The 23,485-nt window shown below is 35.7% G+C and carries 19 protein-coding genes and 1 riboswitch; of the genes, 6 read left to right on the top strand and 13 right to left on the bottom strand.

Features of this window, described 5'->3' with window-relative positions; translation table 11 throughout:
• Positions 1-258 precede the first annotated feature (258 nt).
• The 4 genes from ACQ96U_RS19805 to ACQ96U_RS19790 all read right to left on the bottom strand — a co-directional run bounded on the left by ACQ96U_RS19805 (position 259) and on the right by ACQ96U_RS19790 (position 5,398).
• The gene (locus ACQ96U_RS19805) at positions 259-1,290 is read right to left on the bottom strand and encodes a hypothetical protein (RefSeq protein WP_431723001.1); all 1,032 of its coding nucleotides are present in this window, start codon (positions 1,288-1,290) and stop codon (positions 259-261) included.
• A gap of 50 nt (positions 1,291-1,340) precedes the next feature.
• On the bottom strand, positions 1,341-2,708 hold the full coding sequence (locus tag ACQ96U_RS19800) for an SIR2 family protein (RefSeq protein WP_431723000.1): 1,368 nt from the start codon (positions 2,706-2,708) through the stop codon (positions 1,341-1,343).
• Between the two features lie 154 nt (positions 2,709-2,862).
• Positions 2,863-3,225 carry a YkvA family protein gene (locus ACQ96U_RS19795; protein ID WP_431722999.1) on the bottom strand — a complete coding sequence of 121 codons (363 nt, stop codon included), beginning with the start codon at positions 3,223-3,225 and terminating at the stop codon, positions 2,863-2,865.
• A gap of 1,306 nt (positions 3,226-4,531) precedes the next feature.
• The gene (locus ACQ96U_RS19790; protein ID WP_431722998.1) at positions 4,532-5,398 is read right to left on the bottom strand and encodes a LysR substrate-binding domain-containing protein; all 867 of its coding nucleotides are present in this window, start codon (positions 5,396-5,398) and stop codon (positions 4,532-4,534) included.
• 168 nt (positions 5,399-5,566) lie between these two features.
• Between ACQ96U_RS19790 and ACQ96U_RS19785 the strand changes: the two genes are divergently transcribed.
• Entirely contained in the window at positions 5,567-6,628 is a 1,062-nt protein-coding gene (locus tag ACQ96U_RS19785) for an alkene reductase (protein ID WP_431722997.1), read from the top strand.
• A 295-nt stretch (positions 6,629-6,923) separates the two neighbouring features.
• On the opposite strand, the gene yghU is transcribed toward ACQ96U_RS19785, so the two are convergent.
• A complete protein-coding gene (gene yghU / locus ACQ96U_RS19780; protein ID WP_431722996.1) occupies positions 6,924-7,796 on the bottom strand; it encodes a glutathione-dependent disulfide-bond oxidoreductase in 873 nt (290 codons plus the stop codon).
• Between the two features lie 599 nt (positions 7,797-8,395).
• On the opposite strand from yghU, the gene ACQ96U_RS19775 reads away from it, so the two are divergent.
• From ACQ96U_RS19775 to ACQ96U_RS19760, 4 genes are all read left to right on the top strand, one after another.
• Positions 8,396-8,791, top strand: coding sequence for a hypothetical protein (locus ACQ96U_RS19775; protein WP_431722995.1), 396 nt, complete (start codon positions 8,396-8,398; stop codon positions 8,789-8,791).
• A 265-nt stretch (positions 8,792-9,056) separates the two neighbouring features.
• A complete protein-coding gene (locus tag ACQ96U_RS19770; RefSeq protein ID WP_431722994.1) occupies positions 9,057-9,752 on the top strand; it encodes a hypothetical protein in 696 nt (231 codons plus the stop codon).
• A 267-nt stretch (positions 9,753-10,019) separates the two neighbouring features.
• Complete coding sequence (locus ACQ96U_RS19765) at positions 10,020-10,355, top strand: DUF2845 domain-containing protein (RefSeq protein WP_431722993.1); 336 nt, start codon at positions 10,020-10,022, stop codon at positions 10,353-10,355.
• Between the two features lie 22 nt (positions 10,356-10,377).
• Positions 10,378-10,731, top strand: coding sequence for a DUF2845 domain-containing protein (locus tag ACQ96U_RS19760; protein WP_431722992.1), 354 nt, complete (start codon positions 10,378-10,380; stop codon positions 10,729-10,731).
• 100 nt (positions 10,732-10,831) lie between these two features.
• Here the strand turns inward: ACQ96U_RS19760 and thiH are convergent, their stop codons facing one another.
• From thiH to thiC, 4 genes are read right to left on the bottom strand one after another with little or no spacing between them, the layout of a single operon-like run.
• Positions 10,832-11,965, bottom strand: a complete 1,134-nt coding sequence (gene thiH / locus ACQ96U_RS19755; RefSeq protein ID WP_431722991.1) for a 2-iminoacetate synthase ThiH — start codon at positions 11,963-11,965, stop codon at positions 10,832-10,834.
• Positions 11,962-12,732 (bottom strand): thiazole synthase, encoded by a 771-nt coding sequence (locus ACQ96U_RS19750; protein ID WP_431722990.1) that lies wholly within the window; start codon positions 12,730-12,732, stop codon positions 11,962-11,964. The genes thiH and ACQ96U_RS19750 overlap by 4 nt, the downstream gene beginning before the upstream one ends.
• Before the next feature lie 23 nt (positions 12,733-12,755).
• On the bottom strand, positions 12,756-12,965 hold the full coding sequence (thiS, locus tag ACQ96U_RS19745) for a sulfur carrier protein ThiS (protein ID WP_431722989.1): 210 nt from the start codon (positions 12,963-12,965) through the stop codon (positions 12,756-12,758).
• Between the two features lie 2 nt (positions 12,966-12,967).
• Positions 12,968-14,899: a phosphomethylpyrimidine synthase ThiC gene (thiC, locus tag ACQ96U_RS19740; RefSeq protein ID WP_431722988.1), complete on the bottom strand. Its 1,932-nt coding sequence runs from the start codon at positions 14,897-14,899 to the stop codon at positions 12,968-12,970.
• 188 nt (positions 14,900-15,087) lie between these two features.
• Positions 15,088-15,209: riboswitch (TPP riboswitch) on the bottom strand.
• Positions 15,210-15,571: 362 nt separating this feature from the next.
• On the opposite strand from thiC, the gene lepB reads away from it, so the two are divergent.
• The gene (gene lepB / locus ACQ96U_RS19735; RefSeq protein ID WP_431722987.1) at positions 15,572-16,222 is read left to right on the top strand and encodes a signal peptidase I; all 651 of its coding nucleotides are present in this window, start codon (positions 15,572-15,574) and stop codon (positions 16,220-16,222) included.
• 121 nt (positions 16,223-16,343) lie between these two features.
• Here the strand turns inward: lepB and ACQ96U_RS19730 are convergent, their stop codons facing one another.
• The 4 genes from ACQ96U_RS19730 to ACQ96U_RS19715 all read right to left on the bottom strand — a co-directional run bounded on the left by ACQ96U_RS19730 (position 16,344) and on the right by ACQ96U_RS19715 (position 23,429).
• A complete protein-coding gene (locus ACQ96U_RS19730; protein ID WP_431722986.1) occupies positions 16,344-17,105 on the bottom strand; it encodes a substrate-binding periplasmic protein in 762 nt (253 codons plus the stop codon).
• Positions 17,106-17,276: 171 nt separating this feature from the next.
• On the bottom strand, positions 17,277-18,452 hold the full coding sequence (locus ACQ96U_RS19725; RefSeq protein WP_431722985.1) for an RHS repeat-associated core domain-containing protein: 1,176 nt from the start codon (positions 18,450-18,452) through the stop codon (positions 17,277-17,279).
• Between the two features lie 5 nt (positions 18,453-18,457).
• Positions 18,458-19,663: a hypothetical protein gene (locus tag ACQ96U_RS19720; RefSeq protein WP_431722984.1), complete on the bottom strand. Its 1,206-nt coding sequence runs from the start codon at positions 19,661-19,663 to the stop codon at positions 18,458-18,460.
• A 37-nt stretch (positions 19,664-19,700) separates the two neighbouring features.
• Positions 19,701-23,429, bottom strand: coding sequence for an RHS repeat domain-containing protein (locus tag ACQ96U_RS19715; protein WP_431722983.1), 3,729 nt, complete (start codon positions 23,427-23,429; stop codon positions 19,701-19,703).
• Between the last annotated feature and the right edge of the window lie 56 nt (positions 23,430-23,485).

The following is a 23,485-nucleotide window of genomic DNA, read 5'->3' as shown; positions in this document are numbered from 1 at the left end:
AATATTGTATAAAGGCGATTTGTCCACTTATCTTGCTACTTGCATATGTTATGAAAATATTTAACAGTAATCAACGAGTCAAAATGGCTCGTTCCGACATGTTGTTCAAGAATCAGATAAGAGGCCATATACCTATAAAATATTAAGCACACACATTTTAAACCAAATTGACGGGAGGAACAGGATATTTTTTAATTTTAAAAAAATCTATAATTAACTATAATAAATTTTATTTAACAAAGTATTCAAGTTAATAACTTAAATATCAGCTTCTTCTTTCACTCCATGTTTTTTTGAAAAAAAGGTAATTTCACTTATTACATGATCGAGACTTTTTTTAGTTCTACATATGGTTTTTTGATCTCCTGCATTAATATATCCTCTGGATTCTGCATCATCTATAGCCTTTCTCATTTCTCTACATGCATGAAGAAAGTTTACTTGGTTCTTTCTAGATAGTGTGTCATAGCAAAATTCGTAATAATCCTTATACTTTTCAACCTGTCTAAATTTATATACACTATCATCTAGTTTTGTTAGCAGGGAGTTTGCTTTTTCAAATTCATTGTAGGCTTTGAATGGTTCCTTTTCCTCTATTGCTATCAAAATATATAATCTAGCTTGCTGAGCATCAATACCTCTTGTATCATAATCCTGCTTTTTCGAATAAGCAATTGAGTATGACTGGTTAAAATACTGTTGAGCTTTATCATATTCTTTAAAAGTTATATTTGCCATACCATATTGCAACCAAAAATGAGGATCTTTAGTTAACCATCGAATAGAAATCTTTAAATTTTCGTAATAATTTCTCATATTAGCTTTTTTCATTTTCCCAGGCAAAAGTCTCTCGACAAAAGCAAATCTCAACAAAGATTTAAAAATAGTTCTTTGTTCATAATTTTTTTCTTGATAAAGATCAAACTTCTTAGCAACTTTTTGAAGCTGATTAGTAATATAAGATGCACTGAAGTTATTTCTAATGAGGGACAAACAGAATATACTTGATTTAGAAATTACACTACACTCTGATATTTTAAAAAGATTTCTAAAACCCTCACTATCCCTCAAATTTGAATCGTATATTACATCATTATCAGCCACCTCAGATACTAGACTAAATTTACAGTCAATATCTAAAACCTCAATCAAGGCGATTGAAAATATTGTATCTTTTATTGCAGGGTTATTTACTATACTATCAAGAGATGATGATATACGCTTAATTATTTGAGGAGCATCAAACAATTCCAACAAAGTTAACGATATCTGATAAAAATTTTTACTCAAAAAATCTCTCTTTTTCTCTTTAGAGAATCCAGCTTTACTTTCCCAAATTCCTAAATTATCAATAATATCAATAAAAAAGATGACTCTTTTTCAGACAACCTATCAATACATAGTTCATTAAAAGAAAACTCCATTTTTTTAAGTTCAGATCTAAGCCTTTCATGTTCAGAAGTTCTTGCCGAAGCAACAATATTTATATTGCTTGGCATAGAATAAATATAATGTTCAAATAAATCAAGATAAGGTTCATATCCATCAATTTTTAAAACAATTCTCCTACCAATTTTTGCTAATATGTCTATATCACCAATATAATCTCCATCTTTGTCCAAGACATCATATACTTCAAATGAGTTTATGGCTAAAACCGACTTTAATTCTTTAAGAAGAATAGTCTTCCCATTACCTAACTCACTATATACAATAACATTTTTATTATTTTCAATAAAGTTGCATATTGTATAAATATCTTCTCTTATAATTAAGTTTGGTATTCTCTGATTTTGAGTTACTCCATTATCAATCAAAGTATCAGAAAAATCACCATATAGGATCATTTTCTCTACATCAAAGTCCCTAATATTTTTTTCTTCTTCAGAAATTTCGTAAAGGTTAAATGCCTGAAGTTCAACCTCTTCTCTATAATGTTCAATAAGATCAGAATTATCAGTTAGCAACTTCGCAAAACCACTAACACCTATCGAAACTACATTTCCAAATTTAGATAAAGTAAAATCTTGCTTTTTATCGATATCACAGCTAGTAATAAAATATGTTTTCTCCCTTAATGCATCATTTTCAAATAGTATTTTCTGCACTTCAATATCATACATAGAATACCCAACAAAAACTATAGCATAACTTCTTTCTAAATCTTTTTTAAAGTAGTAAAACCAATCTGACTTTATAAACGAATCAGAAGATATATATGACGAAGTAGAAAGTTTAAATCCATTCTCTAACGAATCTTCTGTCAAACTATCAATAGATCCATTCAAGTGAATACACAAATTATCTCTTTTATAATATTCACTAGTTGAAAAGCTTATATCAATAGTTTCTACTATTTTTCCTGCTTCTTGAGAAGCTAATTCAATGCACTTATCATAGTTAGTTGTATAAAACCTTCTCCAGTTTGCCCTACATATACTTACATGATCAACAGATACTTTTTTAATTGTATAAATACGTTTCAACAAATCAATTAACTTTAATTTTTCATTAAATGATAAATAGTAATCAGCGGCAAATCTAAGATCATGATCAACATCAAACCCACCTAATTCACAAATTTCAGCTGCCAGTTCTTTAGACAAAAAAGGCTCCACATTTTCAATATTACATGCTCCCCTTGAAAAACCAGCACCTACAAATAAAACTGATTTCCCAGTACCTATAAGACTTATAAATTTATCCATACTGCATTCTTCTTTTTTTTATTTTCAGACCACTTTTATTGATTTTCATAAAAATATCCTTAACACAAAACCATATAGCTAAAAAAACTTAATAATATATACACTATTTTTTTAAAACACCTTAATTTATATCTAGATACACAACACAGTAGTGTTAATTAGTTTTACCAAACCAATTCTGAAGTGTTTCCTTTGTTCTTTCTACATGCTCATCCTTTATATGAGCAGCTACTGCAGCCAATGCTGTCGCCAAAACTCCCAAATCATCCGAAAATCCAACCACAGGTATTGCATCTGGAATAGCATCAATAGGCGATATAAAATACCCTAGCGCTCCTATAATTACTGCCTTTGCCCAGGCTGGAGTTTCTGAGTCAATTAAGGCATAGTACATTTTTAAGGCAGGTTTCAATACAGATTCTCCTGCATCTTTGGCATATTTTTTCACCTTACTCCAAAATTTTCTATCAGAATAATTACTTTCATATTTATTTTGTGAAAATTTTATCTCATACATTATTGTCTCCTCCAGATTAACTCGAAAAAAATTCTCACTTTAACACTTCCTTTATAAAGACTTCATCACACCTCTTACTTTTCACTTACTCGAATTTTACTAAATTAGCTATACAGCTTAAATTCAATGTTATCCTTTATTTTGGTGTTTTATTATTTGTAATTCGATTATTCCAAGTGTTTCCATTGAAAGATATTTCCCACTATTAGTATCAGTATAGTATTCTGCTTTTCAGTGGCAACCTCCTACTCTTTATCCACTAAAACATTTATAAAACAATAAATTTAATCAATACACTTAACGCAACAAATTACCTGCTAAAAAAAAGCCAACTATAAAATGAAAGCAGGCTATTTTTGTTATTTTTTGAGATAAACCGTTGATTGCTTATTGTGTATGGAACACAGCTCTTATTTTATACAAATTAGTGTCATCTTTTAGCTTACCTAATGACCAGGTAGCAATATCAGTGGCTTCTATTGGTTATTTTATTTATTCAAATTAGCTTTAAATAATTCTTTAATATGAATAAATAGTCTACAAAAACCTGTAATTTTCTCTTTATCAAGGTTAGTACACAACAAAGTACAAGTCGTTAATAGTTGTTTTTCAAAAAAAATATATCCTGATTACAAAACAGATAGCGTTAATGATGATAAAGTAATACTTTCAGGCTAATTGTACGTTATGGGCTATTGAGTACAGATAAGATTTCAAATATCATCCCATAAAGAAATATTTCATTTTATGGTAAAATATTATTCGTGAGCTAATTAAATAATGAATCTAATGGTTGAAATCGTGAAAAGGATTTTATTATATATAATATTGTTGACAAACTGCTTTTTGCTACTCCCATTAAGTAGTTTTGATCCTAATGAATACAACTACATAGACTCTCACTCCAAGACTTCAGCAGATCCAGATGATGTTTTTGGCGCAAATGTAGCTCTAGTCTTATTTATTATACTTTCCGCATTGCTCTACTTTTTTAGTCAATCCATCACAGTTCAATTAGAGAGGAAAGTAGTACGAATCACATTAGCTATATGCTTGATTTTATGTTTTTTACTAAGGCTTACTTGGTAAGCAACATTTGGATAGCTCATGTTGAACTGTTTGCCGCAAGGAAGCGGCAACCAAGCCTCCAAGGATGGATTCACGGCATGTTCAACGTGAGTTATCCAACTGTTGTATGAAAATGCTTTAATAAAATAGCCTTTAAAACGGTCTCCCTGATCACTTATTATCTTCTTATGCTTATCTTTCAGACTGAATATCCCCAAACAAGCGTTATACAAATTTACTAAATATTATCCCTTAAAAAATCAATAATACACCGTGTTTTAGCGGGTAGTAACCTTGTTTCAGTTAAAGCATAAACGGGGATGGGTTTACCTGACCATTCTGGCATAACAGGTATCAATAAATTCAATTTTAACTCTTCAGCAATTGCTTGTGGAGGAATCATAATTACTCCCTGATCCAACGTAGCCAGCCGCCGCATCATTCCTACATTATTAAGCATAAAACGACCACCCACTTCGACTCCCACTAACTCATCTCCTCGTTGAAAAACCCAGTTTCCACTTCTCGGAAAACCTATACAGTTGTGATTAGCCAGTTGCAATGGGTGATTGGGACTACCTGCACGCGCTAAATAATGTGGTGAAGCAAATAATTTCCCCGTAAGCTGCGTTAATTTTCTGGCGATTAAATTAGAATTGGGTGGCTCCCCCATTCTGATAGCAACATCCACATTTTCTGAAATTAAATCAACCTGCCTTGGCGTTAAATCTAATTCAAAATTAATACCTGGATATTGTTCAGCAAATTCGGCAAGTAGAGGCGCTAAATAGATAGTCGCAAAATCAACTGGTACAGAAGCCCGTAATAAACCACTTGGTTGAGCAAGCATTTCTCCTAATTGCTCATGAGCAAGTTTCGCTTCATCAACAATACGCTTGCAACGTTCAAAATATATCTGCCCAGCTTCTGTTAATTCCACTTTACGCGTAGTGCGATGCAGCAAACGTAAGCCAATGGCTTTTTCTAGCTTGCTGATTCGACGAGACAACGTTGAGCTGGGCATATCCAAAGACTCAGCGGCTTTGCGGAAGTTCATCACTTTGCCCACTTCAACGAAAAGTGCCATGTCTTTTAGAAGTTCCATTAATATTGCTCCATTAATGCATCAATCATTTTCATTTTGGCATATTTATCCCCTCAGATCATTAGTGAATACTATGTCACTCCAAGCCCCCTTGGCTCGTGAACAGTTCACAGCGTTAGTTCTGAAAAGACAGATGATGCTACTACGCAATTCAATAAGGAGCAGCACATGAGTACACTATTTGAACCTATCGAAGTTGGTCGTTATCAACTGTCTAATCGTCTGGTCATGGCACCCATGACACGCTCACGCGCCAAACTCAACGGAACACTTGGCGACTTTGCTGCAGAGTATTACGCGCAACGTGCCAGTATTGGTCTTATTGTCTCTGAGGGTGCACAGCCTTCTGATGATGGACAGGGCTATTTAATGACACCTGGGATTTATACAGATGCCCATGTCACAAGCTGGAAAAAAACGGTTAATGCTGTTCATGAAAAAGGTGGGCACCTCTTTATTCAGTTGATGCATGTGGGTCGTATGTCCCATCCTGATAATACACTGCACAAACGTCAGGGTGTCGCACCTTCAGCCATTTCCCCCCAAACGCAAATGTTTACTGCAACTGGAATGAAGGGTATTCCAACGCCTCGCGCACTCAGTACTAGTGAAGTTCATAAGACAGTTGATGACTTTCGCCATGCTGCTCGTCGCGCTATTGAAGCAGGTGCAGATGGTGTAGAAGTTCATGGTGCAAACGCTTATCTCATTCAACAATTCTTTGCGCCAAGTGCCAATACGCGTACTGATGAATATGGTGGCTTCATTGAGAACCGAGCACGCTTTGCCATTGAAGTGACCAAAGCGATTACAGAGGAAATCGGGGCTGATCGAACTGCCATTCGTCTGTCACCGGGTACGACTATATGGGGTATCGATGAAGGTGAAGAAGGTTCTGCACTGTATCGCTATCTGGTTGGCGAACTGAATAAACTAAGCTTAGCTTACTTACATATTATGGATATGGGCAATGAAGCACTCTTAAATGATATTCGTCAATTATGGGATCAACCATTAATATTGAATCGTCCTAATCGCCCACGGGATCAGATTGGTAAAGATCTCGCTGCAGGCTTAGCCGATTTAGAAGCTTACGGACAAATGGTGCTAGCTAATCCTGACTTTGTCACGCGCTTAAAACGTGGGGCTCCACTGAATGAGGCTGACCGTAGTACCTTCTATGGAGGTACAAACCAAGGGTATATCGATTATCCAACACTAAGCGTATGAAATCGAACCATTACAGTATACTGAAAGATACTTATATTAAGTACCACATTGATAATGCTGTACGTCCATTTGCTTTGCTCGTCTAACATAGTAAGAGGGAGTATTCCCCCTTACTATCTATCACTGAAAAATTAATACGATCAAACCAAATGAGTTTCACGATACATAAATAACACATTATTACTTAAGAAAATGAAGCCTGTATTTGTCAAAAAGCCGCAAGAGCTATTCCCCACATACAGGCGAACCAAAAGCTTAAGGACACATCTAAAAATAATTTTTATTTAAAATAAAACTATTTTTCCGCTTCTAACTTATCTTGAGTTTTTGTTTCAAAATCACTGGCATCATGCCGTTCATGAAGCTGTTCGTTTAAATCACCCCATGTTCGATTAACCATCCTTCCTCTTTTTACTGCGGAGCGTTCACCTATTTCATCCGCCCAACGTAATACATTAGTGTAATGTTGAGCATCAAGAAATTCTGCTGCCTCATAAACAGTATTCTTAACCAAAGCACCATACCAAGGCCAAATGGCCATATCAGCAATGGTGTAATCTTGACCACTAACAAATTGATGCTCAGCAAGCTGACGATCAAGTACATCCAATTGTCTTTTTACCTCCATGGTATAGCGATTAATAGGGTACTCATATTTTTCAGGTGCATAGGCGAAAAAATGCCCAAAACCACCACCTAATAAGGGGGCACTACCCATTTGCCAAAATAACCAGGACAAACACTCTGTACGTTTTGCTGCCTCTTGAGGAAGGAAAGCACCAAATTTTTCAGCAAGGTAAAGTAAAATTGAACCAGACTCAAAAATACGAATGGCTGGATCAACGCTCTTATCTAAAAGTGCTGGAATTTTGGAATTTGGATTTACGCTCACAAACCCAGAACTAAACTGCTCCCCTTCTGTTATTTTAATAAGATGGGCATCATACTCAGCCTCATTAAAGCCTTTTTCTAGTAGCTCCTCCAGCATAATGGTTATTTTAACACCGTTAGGCGTCGCTAAAGAGTATAGCTGTAAGGGGTGTGCTCCCACAGGCAGCTCTTTTTCATGGGTAGGCCCTGCTATTGGTCGATTAATGTTAGCAAATGCGCCACCATTATCTTTATCCCATTGCCAAACTTTAGGAGGAATGTAAGTAGACTCTGCCATTATTAATGTCCTAGTTGATAATCACTTAGAAAGTAATAGCCTAATGGATTCTCCCCCTTTTCGTCCATTTTTAGTAATTCTAACAAACGCCTTGTAAAGTGCTTAAAGATAAACCAGAACAAAAATCATACAAAAATATAAATAATAACACGCATACTTCTTCTTGACATTCTATCATTTGCTCTTTTATTTCATTTACCACAAGTCATGTTTTAATCAACATTCCGCTTTAATCATTAAAAAACGTGGTAAAAAAAACATTTCAATAAGCATAGGATTATTTTTAATTACTTATAAGCTACCTTATAAAACAGCCATGATTATTACTCACATGTTTTTAATTGTTTTATTCATACAATTGACGAAAGTCATATAATTTAATACATTATGTGTTGTATAAATGCGCAGGCAAAACTATAGTACACACAAAAAAAGGAAGCTTTATAATACACAGTTAATATATCTGTGTATATTTCTCCACCAGGTAAGTGTATATAACTGAGAGTAGTGGTGACTAACGAGTTTTATTCGAAGTAAAATAAGTTATTCTGCTTGTCTTTGGTGGCACGCTAAAAACATAAAGAAGCAAGGAAATGACAATGAATACTCTATTAAAAAGTGCCTGCATAGCTACCATGGTAGCACTCTTATCACCTATTCACGCTATAGCTGACTCAGATAAAGCAGCCGTTAAAAGACCTAATGGCATTTGCACAATGGATATAAATCCTTGTGGTAATTCCAGCATTTGCACTTGCGATGAAGGCTACAGCTATGACTCCAAGGTAGGTTACTGTATCATTGACAATTTATCAGACGCTACAAATAAAGGCTTTGACAAACGCAGCATTAAAAGCTCTTGCTCAATTCAAGTTCCACCTAACCGTATCTGTACCCGTGATATTAACCCTGTAGGCTATCCAAGCTACTGTGACTGTAGTGGTATCGGAGAATATGATCAACGCCTTGGTCAATGTGTTCTTTCTTTATTCTAAACACAGCAATGATCTGCTAGCTATTCTATAGAGAGAGGCTACACCTCTCTCTTTGTCTTTTGTAGTAACCTATCAGATTATAGAAATTTCAGTACACATTATTTCCCATATGAATGTAGGAAAAATACAACGTTTTATTGTTATGATTTCAACTATACTCACTATATAGGAGTGACAGTTACCTTGGCTCATTAAATATATGAATCCAGCTACAGATTACAACGTAAAGTGAACACGAAAAGTGTGTAAATTAGGTACCATACCCTTGCTATTAACCCTTTTATTGGTATGCGCCAATCTATTTGGATCACCTCAAACCCTTCGCTTTTTCACCTCATTTGATACTCCTGATGCAAAGCTTGCTCAAGCCATCCTTGAAAAAGCATTCAAACAAAATAACTACCATACAATTTTTATTATTGAGCCATACAGACGAAGTATATCTAGAGCGAATTCAGAGGGAGATGGAGAAGTCTTAAGAGTAGCTAATCTTAAGCAAATCGATCCTGAGATTACTAACAACCTTGTACCTATAACAGAGCCAATTCTTAAGGTACCTGTTTTCGTAGTCAACTATAACCCTAATTCAACCTTTTCCAGTTACAGTGATTTAAAACCATATAAAAATGGAGTTTTAAAAGGTATTAGAATACTTGAAGAAAATGTCCCTAACATTTTTACCATTTCAAATTATTCAACTCTTTTCAAACTTCTCAAGAAAGAGCGAATTGACAATCTTGTTACTTCCGACTTTTTCATTGAAGCAATAACTTATAATACCGAATACAAACCAGATTTATATATTCATATACTATCAACGATAAATTTGCATACTTACTTAAACAACAAACATTCAAAACTAATTAATAAAATTTCAATCACTCTAAAGAAAATGAAAGCAAATGGAACCTATAAACGTATTGAATCCCTCATCAGAAATAAATACTATGCAATCCAGTAATCCCCACATATTCACAAGCTTCCTTATTTTTCAATAGTAAGCTACTTTTCCCAACAACCTTACTGTTTTTTTTATTCTATAAAACTCTAATTCAATTTTTCTATCCATACTCTTTCACCAGCGACTACAACAATCACAACCAATTATTTATTTTTAACAAATAACTTCAATATTTATCAAAATGTATCAAACCAATATATTTCCTCCCCTATAGATTAAACAATAATCCGGTGTTAAAATACTTTTTTATAATTAAAGAGCTCACCTATGAAAATCAAATCATTTTTTTTAAAATTTTCATTATCACTACTTTTAATACAAGCCAGTCATGCTGATAGCTTACGTTGTGGACAATACTCTGTTAATGGTGGTGAAAGCACAATTGAAGTACTTAATATGTGTGGAGAACCTATCTTAAAGGAAAACCTTGGTACTGTAGCAGAAGAGCATGACTTAAATGGTACCGGCACTAGAGTACGCGTTAGTGAAGAAGTTGTGACCCAATGGACCTATGGTAAAAAAGGTGAGTTATATAAATATGTCACTTTTCACAATGGTCAAGTACGTAGTATTCAGACAGGAGGCCGCTGGAAAATCAATTAAATAAAAAAAGAGTACCAAAAGAATGAATAAATACTTATTAACATTAATTTTTCTACTTTTAACTCAATCTTATAGTGCACACAGCGCTTCAACGATGCGTTGTGGTAGTCAATTAATAAAAATAGAAGATGATAAAAATACTATTATAAAGAAGTGTGGTTCACCACTAAAAAAAGAGTTTATAGAGCGTGAATGGCATTACAAAGGTGATCCCAAAAAGCTTTCGAAGCCACTGCAATACCGTCTTAAACAAGGCCTAAAGCTCTATTACACTGTTGAACAATGGACTTATGGTAAACCAGGCGGTTTTTACAAACACCTGATTTTTAATGACAGTGGTATATTGCAAGAAATAAATACAGGAAAACGCTATTAAATACATACACGCCCCAAAATATACTTTAGCACAGCTAGCCTAAAATAGATGCTCTAAACTGTATTTTTTGCAAAGGTAACTATGTATACAATTACGCGACCTAAAACCCCTTCTCTATAGGAGTATTTAAACTATGATCCCAGTCTTTCCATACTACTTCTAAACCTTTTAGTTTAATCATTTCTTCCATTTGTTTTGGGGTACGATCATCAGAGATTTCGAACTGCTCCAGTGCGAATTTGCTATCTTCAGTATACCCCCCTGGTTGCGTGCTTGAACCCGCACTTAAACTGGTTATACCTAATGGCAATATATTATTTCTAAAGTAAGCAGATTCTCGTGTTGACAGCGATAATTCTACATCAGGATTAAACAAACGGTAGGCACAAATCAGTTGCACTAACTGACGATCGGTCATAATCGACTTTGGTTGAAACTCACCGGCACATGGACGCAAGCGAGGAAAGGAAATAGAATATTTCGTCTGCCAATAGGTGCGCTGCAAATAATCCAAATGTACTGCGACATGATAACTATCTGCTCGCCAGTCATCTAAACCAATTAAAGCACCAATCCCAATTTTATGAACCCCCGCTTTCCCTAATCGATCAGTCGTTTCCAAACGATAACGAAAATCCTGTTTTTTTCCTCTTAAATGATGCGCTGCATAAGTAGCAGGGTTATAGGTCTCCTGATATACCAACACTGCATCTAATCCTAAACCCATCAGCTCTTCATATTCATGTTGATCCAGAGGCTGAACTTCCATTGATATATGGGAAAAAAAAGGTTTTATTTTTTTTATGACTTTTCGAAAATAGTCCATGCCCACTCGATGCTCTGACTCACCTGTCACCAATAGCACATGATCGAATCCCAGTTTTTTTATTGCCGCAATTTCGGCATCAAGTTGTACCATAGATAAAGTCGTGCGGCGGATTTTATTATGAATAGAAAAACCACAGTACGTACAAATATTCGAACAAAGATTCGATAGATATAACGGAATATACATTTGCAACGTATTGCCAAAACGCTGCCGAGTTAACTGCATACTCCGCTGTGCCATCTGCTCCAAATAAGGTTCAGCGGCAGGTGAAATTAATGCTTGAAAATCATTAAGCGTTAATCGCTGGCGAGACAGTGCATGCTCTACATCAGCCTTCGTTTTGCTCGCAATGGAAAGCTGACATTCATTCCAATTAACATGCTGTAGGTAGTCGTAAAAACTCATCCGACATCCTCTAAAAAAGCGGTTAATGGACTTGAAGCCAACGCTTGCTGTTGTTGCCCTGCCAGCCCTGTTTCAAATGCCATTCGCCCTGCTTGCACCGCTAGCGCAAATGCTCGACTCATTGCCACAGGATCAGCCGCTACAGCAATTGCCGTATTCACCAAAACAGCATCAGCCCCTATCTCCATAGCAGCCGCAGCATGACTTGGTGCTCCTAACCCCGCATCAATAATGACAGGTATATTTGACTGTTCAATAATAATCTCTAAAAACGCCTTTGTTTTAAGGCCTTGATTAGAACCAATAGGTGAGCCTAAAGGCATAACCGCTGCAACACCAACACTTTCCAGTCGTTTACATAAAACAGGATCTGCATGAATATACGGCAATACGACAAACCCTTCTTTTACCAACTGTTCCGCTGCAAGTAACGTCTCAATCGGGTCAGGCAATAAATACCGTGGGTCTGGGTGTATTTCTAATTTTACCCAATGAGTTTCCAATGCTTCTCGAGCTAATTTAGCCGCAAAAACAGCATCTTTTGCCGTACGGGCACCTGACGTATTAGGTAATAAATGCATTTTATGAGCGATCAATGGCTGCAAAATATCATCATCTTTATTCTGCAAATCAACACGCTTTAATGCCATCGTCACCATTTCTGAGCCAGATGCTTGTAGTGCTGCAACCATGGTCGCTTTATCATTAAATTTGCCAGTTCCCGTAAACAATCGAGAGCTAAATGTCTTATCCGCTATTTTTAACATATCTACACCTTAGCCCTTTCATCTTAACCACCAGCAATGGCCTTAAACACCACAACATGATCATTTTCTTGTAACTGATACTGTGACCACTGACTACGACTAATAATGTTGGTATTAATGGCTACGGCAACCCCTTTTTTAGGCTGCTCAAGTAGTGTTAATAATTCTGCGATACTACAAGAAGAATCTGGCAACTGATGGGGACTATCATTCACCGTAATATTCAGTTTCATGATTAATCCTTCTCCAGCATCAGCTGATATATTTCAGCACCACTGGCTTTAAATTCAGCCGACTTTTGTTGCATACCTCGTTCGGCATCCACAATAACGTCTTCATCAACAAGCTGGATTTTAATGCCAAGACGCTCCTGCTCTGCCGCATAATCACGCACATCCTGAGAGATTTTCATAGAACAGAATTTTGGACCACACATCGAACAAAAATGAGCGACTTTACCCGAAGCCTGCGGAAGCGTTTCATCATGAAAAGCACGAGCTGTATCTGGGTCTAATGCTAAATTAAACTGATCTTCCCAACGAAACTCAAAACGTGCTTTAGACATCGCATTATCTCGAATTTGCGCCCCGGGATGTCCTTTTGCCAAGTCAGCTGCGTGTGCGGCAATCTTGTAGGTAATCATTCCCGTTTTAACATCATCCTTATTGGGTAAACCCAGATGTTCTTTAGGTGTGACATAACAAAGCATGGCACATCCATACCAACCGATTAATGCCGCACCGATCCCTGAGGTTATATGATCATACCCTGGAGCAATATCAGTGACTAAAGGGCCTAATGTGTAGAAAGGCGCCTCATGGCAATGCTCCAATTGCAAGTCCATATTTTCTTTAATCATATGCATTGGAATATGACCCGGGCCTTCGATAATAACCTGAACATCATGTTGCCACGCTATTTTTGTTAGCTCACCCAATGTTTTAAGCTCAGCAAATTGAGCCGCATCATTAGCATCAGCTACAGAGCCTGGTCGCAAACCATCACCTAGAGACAGTGATACATCATAAGCCTTACAAATTTCACAAATTTCTTCGAAGTGTGTATAAGCAAAGTTTTCTTTATGATGGGACAAACACCACTTTGCCATAATTGAGCCACCACGAGAGACAATGCCCGTTAAGCGTTCTGCTGTCATGGGAACATAGCGCAGCAGTACACCCGCATGTATGGTGAAATAATCTACACCTTGCTCTGCTTGTTCAATTAACGTGTCACGAAAAACTTCCCAGCTCAGATCCTCAGCAACGCCTTTTACTTTTTCAAGCGCTTGATATATTGGCACAGTGCCAATAGGAACAGGTGAATTACGTAAAATCCATTCCCGGGTTTCATGGATATTTCGACCTGTCGATAAATCCATAACCGTATCAGCTCCCCAACGGGTCGCCCAAACCAATTTCTCCACTTCTTCTTCAATGGATGAGGTCACTGCTGAGTTACCAATATTAGCATTCACTTTGACCAAAAAATTTCGCCCAATAATCATCGGCTCTGATTCTGGATGATTAATATTAGCTGGGATAATCGCGCGTCCTTCAGCCACTTCTTGTCGTACAAATTCTGGGGTTATACTGTCGGGTAAATTTGCACCAAAATGCTGGCCGGGATGCTGCTTTTTAAGTACTTCGCTACGAACATACTCACGTCCCATATTTTCCCGAATAGCAATATACTCCATTTCAGGTGTTATGATTCCCTGGCGGGCATAATGCAGTTGGGTAACATTAGCACCGGGCTTTGCTTTTCTGGGTTTGGGTAAATAACCAAACCGTAAGTGATTCAGCTCTTCATCAGCCAGACGTTGCTGTGCATAACGAGAAGTCAGGCTGGTTAACTCTTCAGTGTCATTTCGAGCGTTTATCCAGCTTTTGCGAAGCGCAGGTAAACCCTTATGTACATCAATTGTCACTGAGGAATCAGTATATGGCCCTGAAGTGTCATAAACAGGAACAGGAGAGTTAGATTTAAAAGTTGGGTTAGCTTTAGTTCCACCAGTCAACGTATCAGACAGCTTAATCTGACGCATTGCAACCTGTATATTATCCTGGCTGCCGGTAATATAAAGCTTTTCAGCGTTTGGAAATGGCTGGCAACTAAGTTGCTCAATAAAGTCCTGGGCCTTTCGACGACTTTCATTTCTAGACATAAGCACTCACACTTCCACAATGGATTTAATTTGTGATTGCTTGTCGTGAGTAAACAGAGGAAGCGTTTCGGTAACCAATTCAGCAGCGCAAAAGCTGAACTACTGAAAGCGCTGCACGAAAGCCACAAAGAATGAATAGTAACAGGTGTACTGTGTTTGATTTATACACCTAAGTGACATCGCTACATGCTATGGTAACTCTTGTTTCCTTCGCTGGTGCTAACCAGATCAGGTTCCACGGATCCCGCAACTGCAGTCTCAGCCAGAGAAATGAGTAATCTCACCTCTACAGGCACTCCGACAAGATGTACAAGAGTATAGAAAATTTAGTCATCAAAGATCAAGTAGTTGACACCTCAATATTTTTAAAGATGTTATTTATATGACCTTAATGGTACAGTATATACATCACGAATTATGGATATAATTTATTACTGTTACAACTCACAATCAGTATAAGTATTGAATTAGTTAATTTAACTATAGGGCACCTCTAAAAATAGTGATTTTTTTGTGATAGCAAGGAAGCACTGCACGGAGGACCGCAGTGTATAAGACATACATGAGGATCCGAGTACAGCGCTGACATAGCTTTCATGGAAAAAGTGCATTTTTAGAGGTACCCTATATTGTTAAAGCTAACATTTTAATGAAATAGCATAGAGGAATTGCATGAGAACGTGGTTTTACCGTATTTGGAAAGAAAATAAAATATTTTTTCTTATTCTTGGCTTAATGTTTGTTTTCCGAAGTGCTATAGCAGACTGGAATACTGTTCCAACCGGTTCTATGAAACCAACCATTTTAGAAGGTGATCGCATTTTAGTGAATAAAATGGCTTACGATATAAGAATACCATTTACGCATATATCGTTAGTAAAACGTTCAGATCCAGTTCGCGGTGATATTATTGTTTTTGACTCAGCCGTTTCAAAAAAACGGTTAGTTAAGCGCGTTATCGGTGTTCCAGGTGATTCTGTAACTCTAATAAACAACGTACTCTATATAAATGGAAAAAAGCTTAACTATCAAGACCTTCAGCACTCACATTTAACTTCAGATAAAACGGAAAATCTAATTGGCGTAGAACACACTATTAGGATAAAAAATTCTGGTTCAGCCATGTCTAACTTTCCTCCGGTATTAGTCCCTAAAGATCAATACCTTGTGCTTGGCGATAATCGTGATAATAGCGCAGACTCAAGAGTCATAGGTTTTATTCCAAGAGATGAAATCGTCGGTCGATCTAAAACCGTTGTATTGTCATTAAATTACAATAATTACTATCTACCCAGAACAAACCGATTCTTCCATTCTATATAATCAAGCTTAATTTGTGTTTGGCTACAAAGTATAACATGCCAAACACAAATTGTTTTCTCAATATACCCCCCTTGTTCTCAGAGGGTATAAAATGAGTAAGCGAAAGACATCTTTAAACCAGTTAATCGTGAGAAGGAATATAAACATTATATTTCTCATAAAAATACTCTATTCGACCTGAATCGAGCATTTCTTTAAGTGCCTTATTTAATTGTTCAAATAGATGCGCATTTCTTGATTTTTTTGACATACCATAGTAATTGCCAATTTTCTGAATATACTTATAGTTTGCATAAGCGTAATCCAGATAATTATGCTTGCTAAAAGCAGACTCAATGGCAGCTGTATCTAAAATAATCATGACTGAAAACCGATTCTTGATAATCATCTCAGCCATATTTTTATCATCAAGCGCAATCACTTTTTGTATTTTAGAATCATTATCAAACCGTGAAAAATATGCAGTCTTTCGTTTAATACCCACCCTAAATTGATATAAGTCTTCATAACGATTTATAGTATTTTCCATTCCTTTTGTCACTAAAAAATGAATATCCTTTTGTTGATAACCAATGGGACCTAAATATAAAACAAATGACTCTCGTTCTTTAGTTTTTATCGTTCTAGGTATTATATCAATTTTACCATTTTTTAAATCCTCCAAGCTTCTTGGGAAAGGAGCAAATCGCCAGTTTATTGTATATCCAATCATACCTGCCGCTTCTTCGAGGATATCTCTTAATGGCCCAAAAAACGTATCTAGCTCTTCAATTCTCACCATTTCTGGTGGACGATGCCTATAGTCTGCATACAACACATTTGCTTCGGCTAAAAGAAAGCGAGAAAACAAACAACCAATCAAAATTAATAGTATTCTTTTCATCACAATGCTCTTACGCTAGCATTTGGCTAGAGTCGATTAATACTATTTTAGACAATAAGATCGATTATTCGAGAAAAGTCACATGCAAATTAAGGTTAAATTATTCAAGTTTTTAGTGATTAATTAATATTGACTAAAAAATCTAAAACCCATCACGAATAGGATAAAAATCTAATCAACCATTAATGAACGACCAATCATACCTGCAGAATAAAGTACTCTTGATGGTCCAAATACTCGTGCTGGAGTCCAAGCTGCACTTTTGGTGATAGCAACAGAACTATTTAAAACACTTGGAACACTACTCGCCCTTCTTGACTGTGGAGCAATCGCTGCACCTCGGCGTGCGAGCTCTATTACATGTTTACCTGTATGATTTGATAACTGCTGAGCATAAGACTGTGTTATAAAGCTTGAGCCCTTAAATAATGAAGGTGCTTTTTCACCAGAAATCGCTATTCGTTGAAAAGGAAGCTCATTATGGAAAGTTCTATTCAGTGCTTTAGCCACAAATCTGGGATTATATCTTGCGATACTATCTGACAATTTCAATGTCACCTGACCAGAACTTCTTGAGCTTAATAACCCTGGGCTAAGAGGAGTTTTAATAACTCGTGTTGCAGCAGAAGCCACTCTGGCACCAGCCATAAGTGATCCTATTCCTGTCACGGCGGAGGTTATCCCAAAGGCAAATGCAGCATACCCCAAATTAGTCGAAAGCGCAGGATGTGTTTCACTCAAAGCTCCAGAAGCAATACCTAAACCACCACTTATGACCCCAGATACCCCTGATGCAATACCTAACCCAGCTTTCAATACGCCTGCGGTTGTAATTGCAGCGGCTCCAGTCATTAATCCTGCAGAAGCTGCTATTCCTGCCCCCAACGTCACAATACCAATTAATACTGCCGCAATCCCTAAACCTATCGCAACCCCAGCCTGCCAACTGATATGCCCTGTTGGATCAACTAAATTTAAAGGATCTCCCAAACAATAACTATAGCCATTAATACCTCCGTCCCCAAAAGGGCTTAAGCTATCCACAGAATGAAACCGCATTAATCTGGGGTTATATATACGATATCCATTGCCTAAATGATAAACTTTCGTAATAGAATCTATATAATTTCCATTAAAACCAAGTCTATCCTGTAGAATAATTAATGGGACATTATCGACTAAACTATTTAAAGAACTAGCAGCTTTAACTGGAATATTCAGTGTCAGCAAAGATGTAGCTGAAAGTAAGTAAGAACTTTTGATTAAAAAACCTCGCCTGGATAGGCAAGGCATATTATTCAAAACTGTTTCATGTAGAACATTATTTTTTTTGTTATTAATTTTCATGTCCATTACTCATCATTAACAATTTGGTAATCATCCCATCCCAAACTATCTACAGTATTACTGTCTACCAGTTTTAAACGCGCAACATTTCCAAATTGATCAAACACTTTAAATTTTGGACGTAAGTTGTACATATAAGAATCATTGCTTGTAGTATTTACATAATGACCATCTTTCTTAACGCGACTACAAATATTTTTTGTCACATAAACACAAACCGTATAATCGCTATAACTGCCTTTACCCTGAACAAATTTGAGGTTATCTGTCGATAACTCAAGATCATAGGAATAGTCCTCACGTTGATTCCCTTCAATATTCCAAATACGAACATAATCTCGAATAGTTCGAGGCTCTACAGAAGGTTTATAAGGGTATAAAATTAGTGATTTTGCGGTTGTATCTCCACCAGTGAAAGTTATGCGACCTCCAGCGGGTCGAAAATAGTCCATAGCTCTAAAAAAGTTTGAACCTTCTTGCAATGGGCTTTCCCACTCTAAACCATATATTTTTACTTGTTTATTTTTTGGTGTTAATTGCCAATAACCTACATACCAACTATCGGTTTTCTTCAAATAATGAAAATTAAAAGTAAAATCATCTACTCGATAGTGTAATGCATCGATTGCATTTATTGTGGCAAACTCGTCATACAACGTATCGCAGCTATTTATATTATGACCATCACTCATAGCAAGCTCAACACAAATATTTTTACTATAATGTGTCTCTTTACTTGATACCCAATAAGTTAACTGGCTCCAGCCCTGACCAACATGACGACTTCTATGTACACTTATTGATGAAGTATTCGCTGCACTTACTGCAGATCTTGGTACTGTATGTTGGTATTGATTCTGTGTTGCAGTATAAACCCAGTTAGGATCATGTTGATCACTAACATAATTTTTATAGGTTAGATTGACGCCTGTTTGTTTATCAAAAAGATAAGCTGCAGATATAAGTTCATCGTTGGGTATTACTATAGGTTTTTTAGTATTATTGTCTATTGCTTTTATTTTAATATAGATAGGTGCTTGCATTTTACCATTTGCATATATTTGATATGCTTGGCCATGGCCTAAATCAGTTTCTACACGTATATCTTGGATATAATAACGTGAAGAGTCTATAGTACCCGAAAAAGCAGAACAAGAAACAAATATTGTGAACCACAAAAAACTATTAGCAAATAAATTCAAAAGCTTCATTCATCCATCTCAATTAATTATTTACAAAAATGCAGATTTAACAAAAACTACCGAATGGCTGGTAAGATTTTTTTCTAACTATTTTATTTTGAATTGAATAAATCGGGCTATCTTGATGATTTGTTACGAAAAGATCGATACGTTGACGATCGCCTTCACCATCAATAGCTCGAAATAACATTCCACAGTGACCTTTAAGCGAGTAACTAATAAACCCTTCCTGTTTTTCATTTATCAAGTCTTGTTGGTCAAAATAACGATAGTGAGGTGGTCTATCCTGTTCAATACAAGCAACTTGATTTCCAAATCCATCATAATGATAGCTTGCAAGCTTATGACCTGATGGGTTTAAAACGTCACTCACTTGATTTAAGGAATTATATTGATACTGAAAGCCTTGATCATCTCGAAGTAAATTTCCATTTACATCATACTCTATGTCGACGACATTATTACTGTTATAAAGTATTGAAGTGAGCTGACCCAAGTATTGTTCGTGATAATTAAATTCTTGAATATCTTTACATGAAACACCATCCTTAAAATATACAGTTGTAGTAAACGTAATATCACCTAACGCGTTATACACATAGTTTTGCTTTTGTATGATTTCAGCACTATCCCTAAAACACGGAGCATCGACACCTTCAACACTATACTCGGTTAATCTCCCCAAAGCATCATAAATGAAAAACTCATACGTTTTCTCACCATTTTCATTGATAATGCTTTTACCAACTATTTGACTATATTCATCATATACAAATGATTGTTGACAAACTATGGCATTGTTCAGCAGAGAAATCTTTTTTTCAAGCCGTAATAAACTATCATAATACAGCTGGTGATTAATTCGATCGCCCTCAGCAGTCACTATTAATTCTTCTGAAAGAAGATCATATTCATTATAAGAGAAGCAACCTTTATGCTGTCCAATATGTATTTCTGATAGATGGCCTGATGCATTATATAACCTACATTCAGTATTACCAAAATAATCTGTTCTTTTTAATACATTGCCCTGTCTTGAATATTCATACTCTAAATACCTATTATCTTGTTGTATACTCTTTAATAATCCATTTTTATAATACGTCATATTTTTCTGAGTATAACTGTTTTTAACTGACTTTAACTCTCCTTCTGGCTGAAGATACTGACGTTCTATGGAAATATCACCTGAGTGGCTAGCTTCATGTAGTACTTTTCCAAGAGATGTATCTAGCGTTCTTTCTATTGTTTCATTAATATATTTAAGAGACACAGGCTCAAGCCAGTTAGCTTCATAACTATAGTGAACGGCGGGTAAGCCATAACGAGACTCAACCAAGATTCTACCTAAATGATCATATTCACGTGAACCTATCACTATATTATTAACTTTTAACTCTGTTACATATTCTTCTAGTGATGCAGAATCATAATTCTTATAAACTGAAAATTCATTACCAATAACTTCATTAGTTACTCGACCAACCTCATCATATTGATATCTTACGGGATCTTTATAAGTTCCTTTCTCTTCTACGACTAAACCAAATCCATTATATTTACGATGACTTACTTTACTTAATGACTCATTTTTTATTTCATTTTGTGCTTCATCAAATTGACATTTTTCAATTTCAATTTCTTTTCCATTCACTGACCGTAAATATGTTGTTTTTGTTCTATTGGCTTTATCGTAATGCGTAATATAACTCATACCTGAAGGTAGCGTTTTTTTACACTGATGCCCCAAAATATCATATTCAAATTGAGTTGAATATGAGTATTCCTCTTGGTTTAGATCAGTCTCATATTCAGTTAAAGACGATAAACATCCCAAAGAATCATATGTCATACTTTGATATTTTTTAAGCCCTTGACCACTATCATCTTTATAGACAAAAATAACGCGCCCTAGACTATCAATATAATATTTCTCTATCCTTCCTACATGATCTGTTTTTTTGATATATTGTTCATCAGTACCAAAAACATACTCGTAAGTAACCTCAGATTGATATGGCGAACCAACATAAGTTCGTTCAACAGTTGTACGCATTAGACTATCATGCACAAACTGTGAGACTATACCATTCCTGTCTGTAGTCTCTACTTTTTTACCATTTGAAAGGTTAAATGTCGTTGACTCCTGATACTTTTCCTCACCATTTACAGAACATATAAATGAAATAACAAGCTCATTATCTCTAACTGTATATCTATAATCATCCTTTGTGATACGTGAGCCAACCTGTACGGTTTCAGATCTTATTTTACCATATATTCCAGTAAGCTCATCAGTATTATAATAATCTGTTTTTCTTTTCAAAACAGCCTTATTATCAATTGTTTGAACCACTTCAGTATCAAGTAAAGGATATGAAGAATCTCTTGAATAACGTTGGTATGCTTTATAGATATAGAGATGTTTTATTACATGTATAGATTCATTTGAATATTTACTTGATGGATATAATATTTTTTCTTTAATAAATATTGGCACACTTGTTGGTGATGGAGGACATCCCAATTCGCCTGCAGCTAAGTAATAATGAATACACTCCGTTCTTCCAATTGGGTCAGTTGACTTAATAATATTTCCGTAGTCATCATATTCATAAGTATAATTTTCTGAGGAGCAATCACCATCCTGGTTGTAGTATGTTGTACTATCATTTACAGGCAATGAATATGTAGCTGGTTGTTCTATGAAAGGAAGTTGTGGATCAGCAACATAAGTTATTTCGCGCGTTGTAATGGTAAAATTTTTACGGCAGTCAATAACTTTTTCTTGAATTAATAAATGAAACCTATTATAGGTTCTAGCAATTTTTTTATCCCCTATATACTCATTAGACGAATATAAATAGTCTTGAGAACGTTCATATAAGTTATCTCTTCCTTCAACATACTTTGCACCAGCAGCAAAACCCAAATAGTTTTGTCGACTATATTCATATCGCTTATTTTGTTCTTCTATATCGCGCCCATAGATCCGATGGTTAATTACTGCAGGAATTGTGCTCACAGGACATCCCTCTGGCGTCCTTAATCCTTCAGAGTCATAAGTTAATGACTCTGTCGCACCAGAAGGATGAATAATACTCTTTAACACTTTAAATGTGTTTATTTCTCTGTACTGAAATATAAACTTCGCGTTATCAACTAATGTAACACTTTTTAGCTGTTCATCACTAATACGAAGTGACAACAGCTCTACCCCATTTTTCTTTATTAAAACTTCACCAGCTTTATATATAAAAGATATCGACTGGCCCATATCATCAGAAATTGACTTTATTCTACCTTTATCAATTGGTTGATAGTACTCTATTGCCAAGGCTCGCCCATCAAACTGTTCTATTTTTTCTAAAAAACCATAGCAATTCAAATATTCTTTAATACCTGACTTATAGCTAATAATTATTCGATTATCATCAGAAACATAACATTTAAATTCATTTAAGTTAGCATATCTAATATCAAGCTCTTTATTTACTTGGTAGTTTTCAATATAAAAACTTTTGCCTTGACCTAAAAACAAAGTCTTCAATCTGTGGCTATACCGGCTTAGATTAGAAAACCAGCCCTTACCAAACCCAAAATTCTCATTAGAAAGAAAAGAGTATTTTATACTAAACTCGATCTCTGGACCTTCTAATAGCCCGCCAATTATTTTCCCAAGTGATATTTGAAAGTTATACCTTCCTGTTCTCGGGTCAACAGTACCACTTAGAAAATCTGAATAGTTAAACGCATTTGTTATTATATTATCCATATTAACTCATCTTATATTATACACCTTACAAGCCACTTTTATAGTAACAAACGGCA

The organism is Zooshikella sp. RANM57, from assembly GCF_050749885.1.
Lineage (GTDB): Bacteria > Pseudomonadota > Gammaproteobacteria > Pseudomonadales > Zooshikellaceae > Zooshikella.
The sequence above is the reverse complement of the archived record's forward strand: the minus strand, read 5'-3'. Positions and strand labels throughout refer to the sequence as shown.

Bases quoted from the DNA above. Each gene is read 5' to 3' on its own strand.
- ACQ96U_RS19800 (WP_431723000.1), bottom strand. From the start codon at position 2,708: ATGGATAAATTTATAAGTCTTATAGGTACTGGGAAATCAGTTTTATTT.
- ACQ96U_RS19795 (WP_431722999.1), bottom strand. From the start codon at position 3,225: ATGTATGAGATAAAATTTTCACAAAATAAATATGAAAGTAATTATTCT.
- ACQ96U_RS19790 (WP_431722998.1), bottom strand. From the start codon at position 5,398: ATGGAACTTCTAAAAGACATGGCACTTTTCGTTGAAGTGGGCAAAGTG.
- ACQ96U_RS19785 (WP_431722997.1), top strand. From the start codon at position 5,567: ATGAGTACACTATTTGAACCTATCGAAGTTGGTCGTTATCAACTGTCT.
- yghU (WP_431722996.1), bottom strand. From the start codon at position 7,796: ATGGCAGAGTCTACTTACATTCCTCCTAAAGTTTGGCAATGGGATAAA.
- ACQ96U_RS19775 (WP_431722995.1), top strand. From the start codon at position 8,396: ATGAATACTCTATTAAAAAGTGCCTGCATAGCTACCATGGTAGCACTC.
- ACQ96U_RS19765 (WP_431722993.1), top strand. From the start codon at position 10,020: ATGAAAATCAAATCATTTTTTTTAAAATTTTCATTATCACTACTTTTA.
- ACQ96U_RS19760 (WP_431722992.1), top strand. From the start codon at position 10,378: ATGAATAAATACTTATTAACATTAATTTTTCTACTTTTAACTCAATCT.
- thiH (WP_431722991.1), bottom strand. From the start codon at position 11,965: ATGAGTTTTTACGACTACCTACAGCATGTTAATTGGAATGAATGTCAG.
- ACQ96U_RS19750 (WP_431722990.1), bottom strand. From the start codon at position 12,732: ATGTTAAAAATAGCGGATAAGACATTTAGCTCTCGATTGTTTACGGGA.
- thiS (WP_431722989.1), bottom strand. From the start codon at position 12,965: ATGAAACTGAATATTACGGTGAATGATAGTCCCCATCAGTTGCCAGAT.
- thiC (WP_431722988.1), bottom strand. From the start codon at position 14,899: ATGTCTAGAAATGAAAGTCGTCGAAAGGCCCAGGACTTTATTGAGCAA.
- lepB (WP_431722987.1), top strand. From the start codon at position 15,572: ATGAGAACGTGGTTTTACCGTATTTGGAAAGAAAATAAAATATTTTTT.
- ACQ96U_RS19730 (WP_431722986.1), bottom strand. From the start codon at position 17,105: ATGAAAAGAATACTATTAATTTTGATTGGTTGTTTGTTTTCTCGCTTT.
- ACQ96U_RS19725 (WP_431722985.1), bottom strand. From the start codon at position 18,452: ATGAAAATTAATAACAAAAAAAATAATGTTCTACATGAAACAGTTTTG.
- ACQ96U_RS19720 (WP_431722984.1), bottom strand. From the start codon at position 19,663: ATGAAGCTTTTGAATTTATTTGCTAATAGTTTTTTGTGGTTCACAATA.
- ACQ96U_RS19715 (WP_431722983.1), bottom strand. From the start codon at position 23,429: ATGGATAATATAATAACAAATGCGTTTAACTATTCAGATTTTCTAAGT.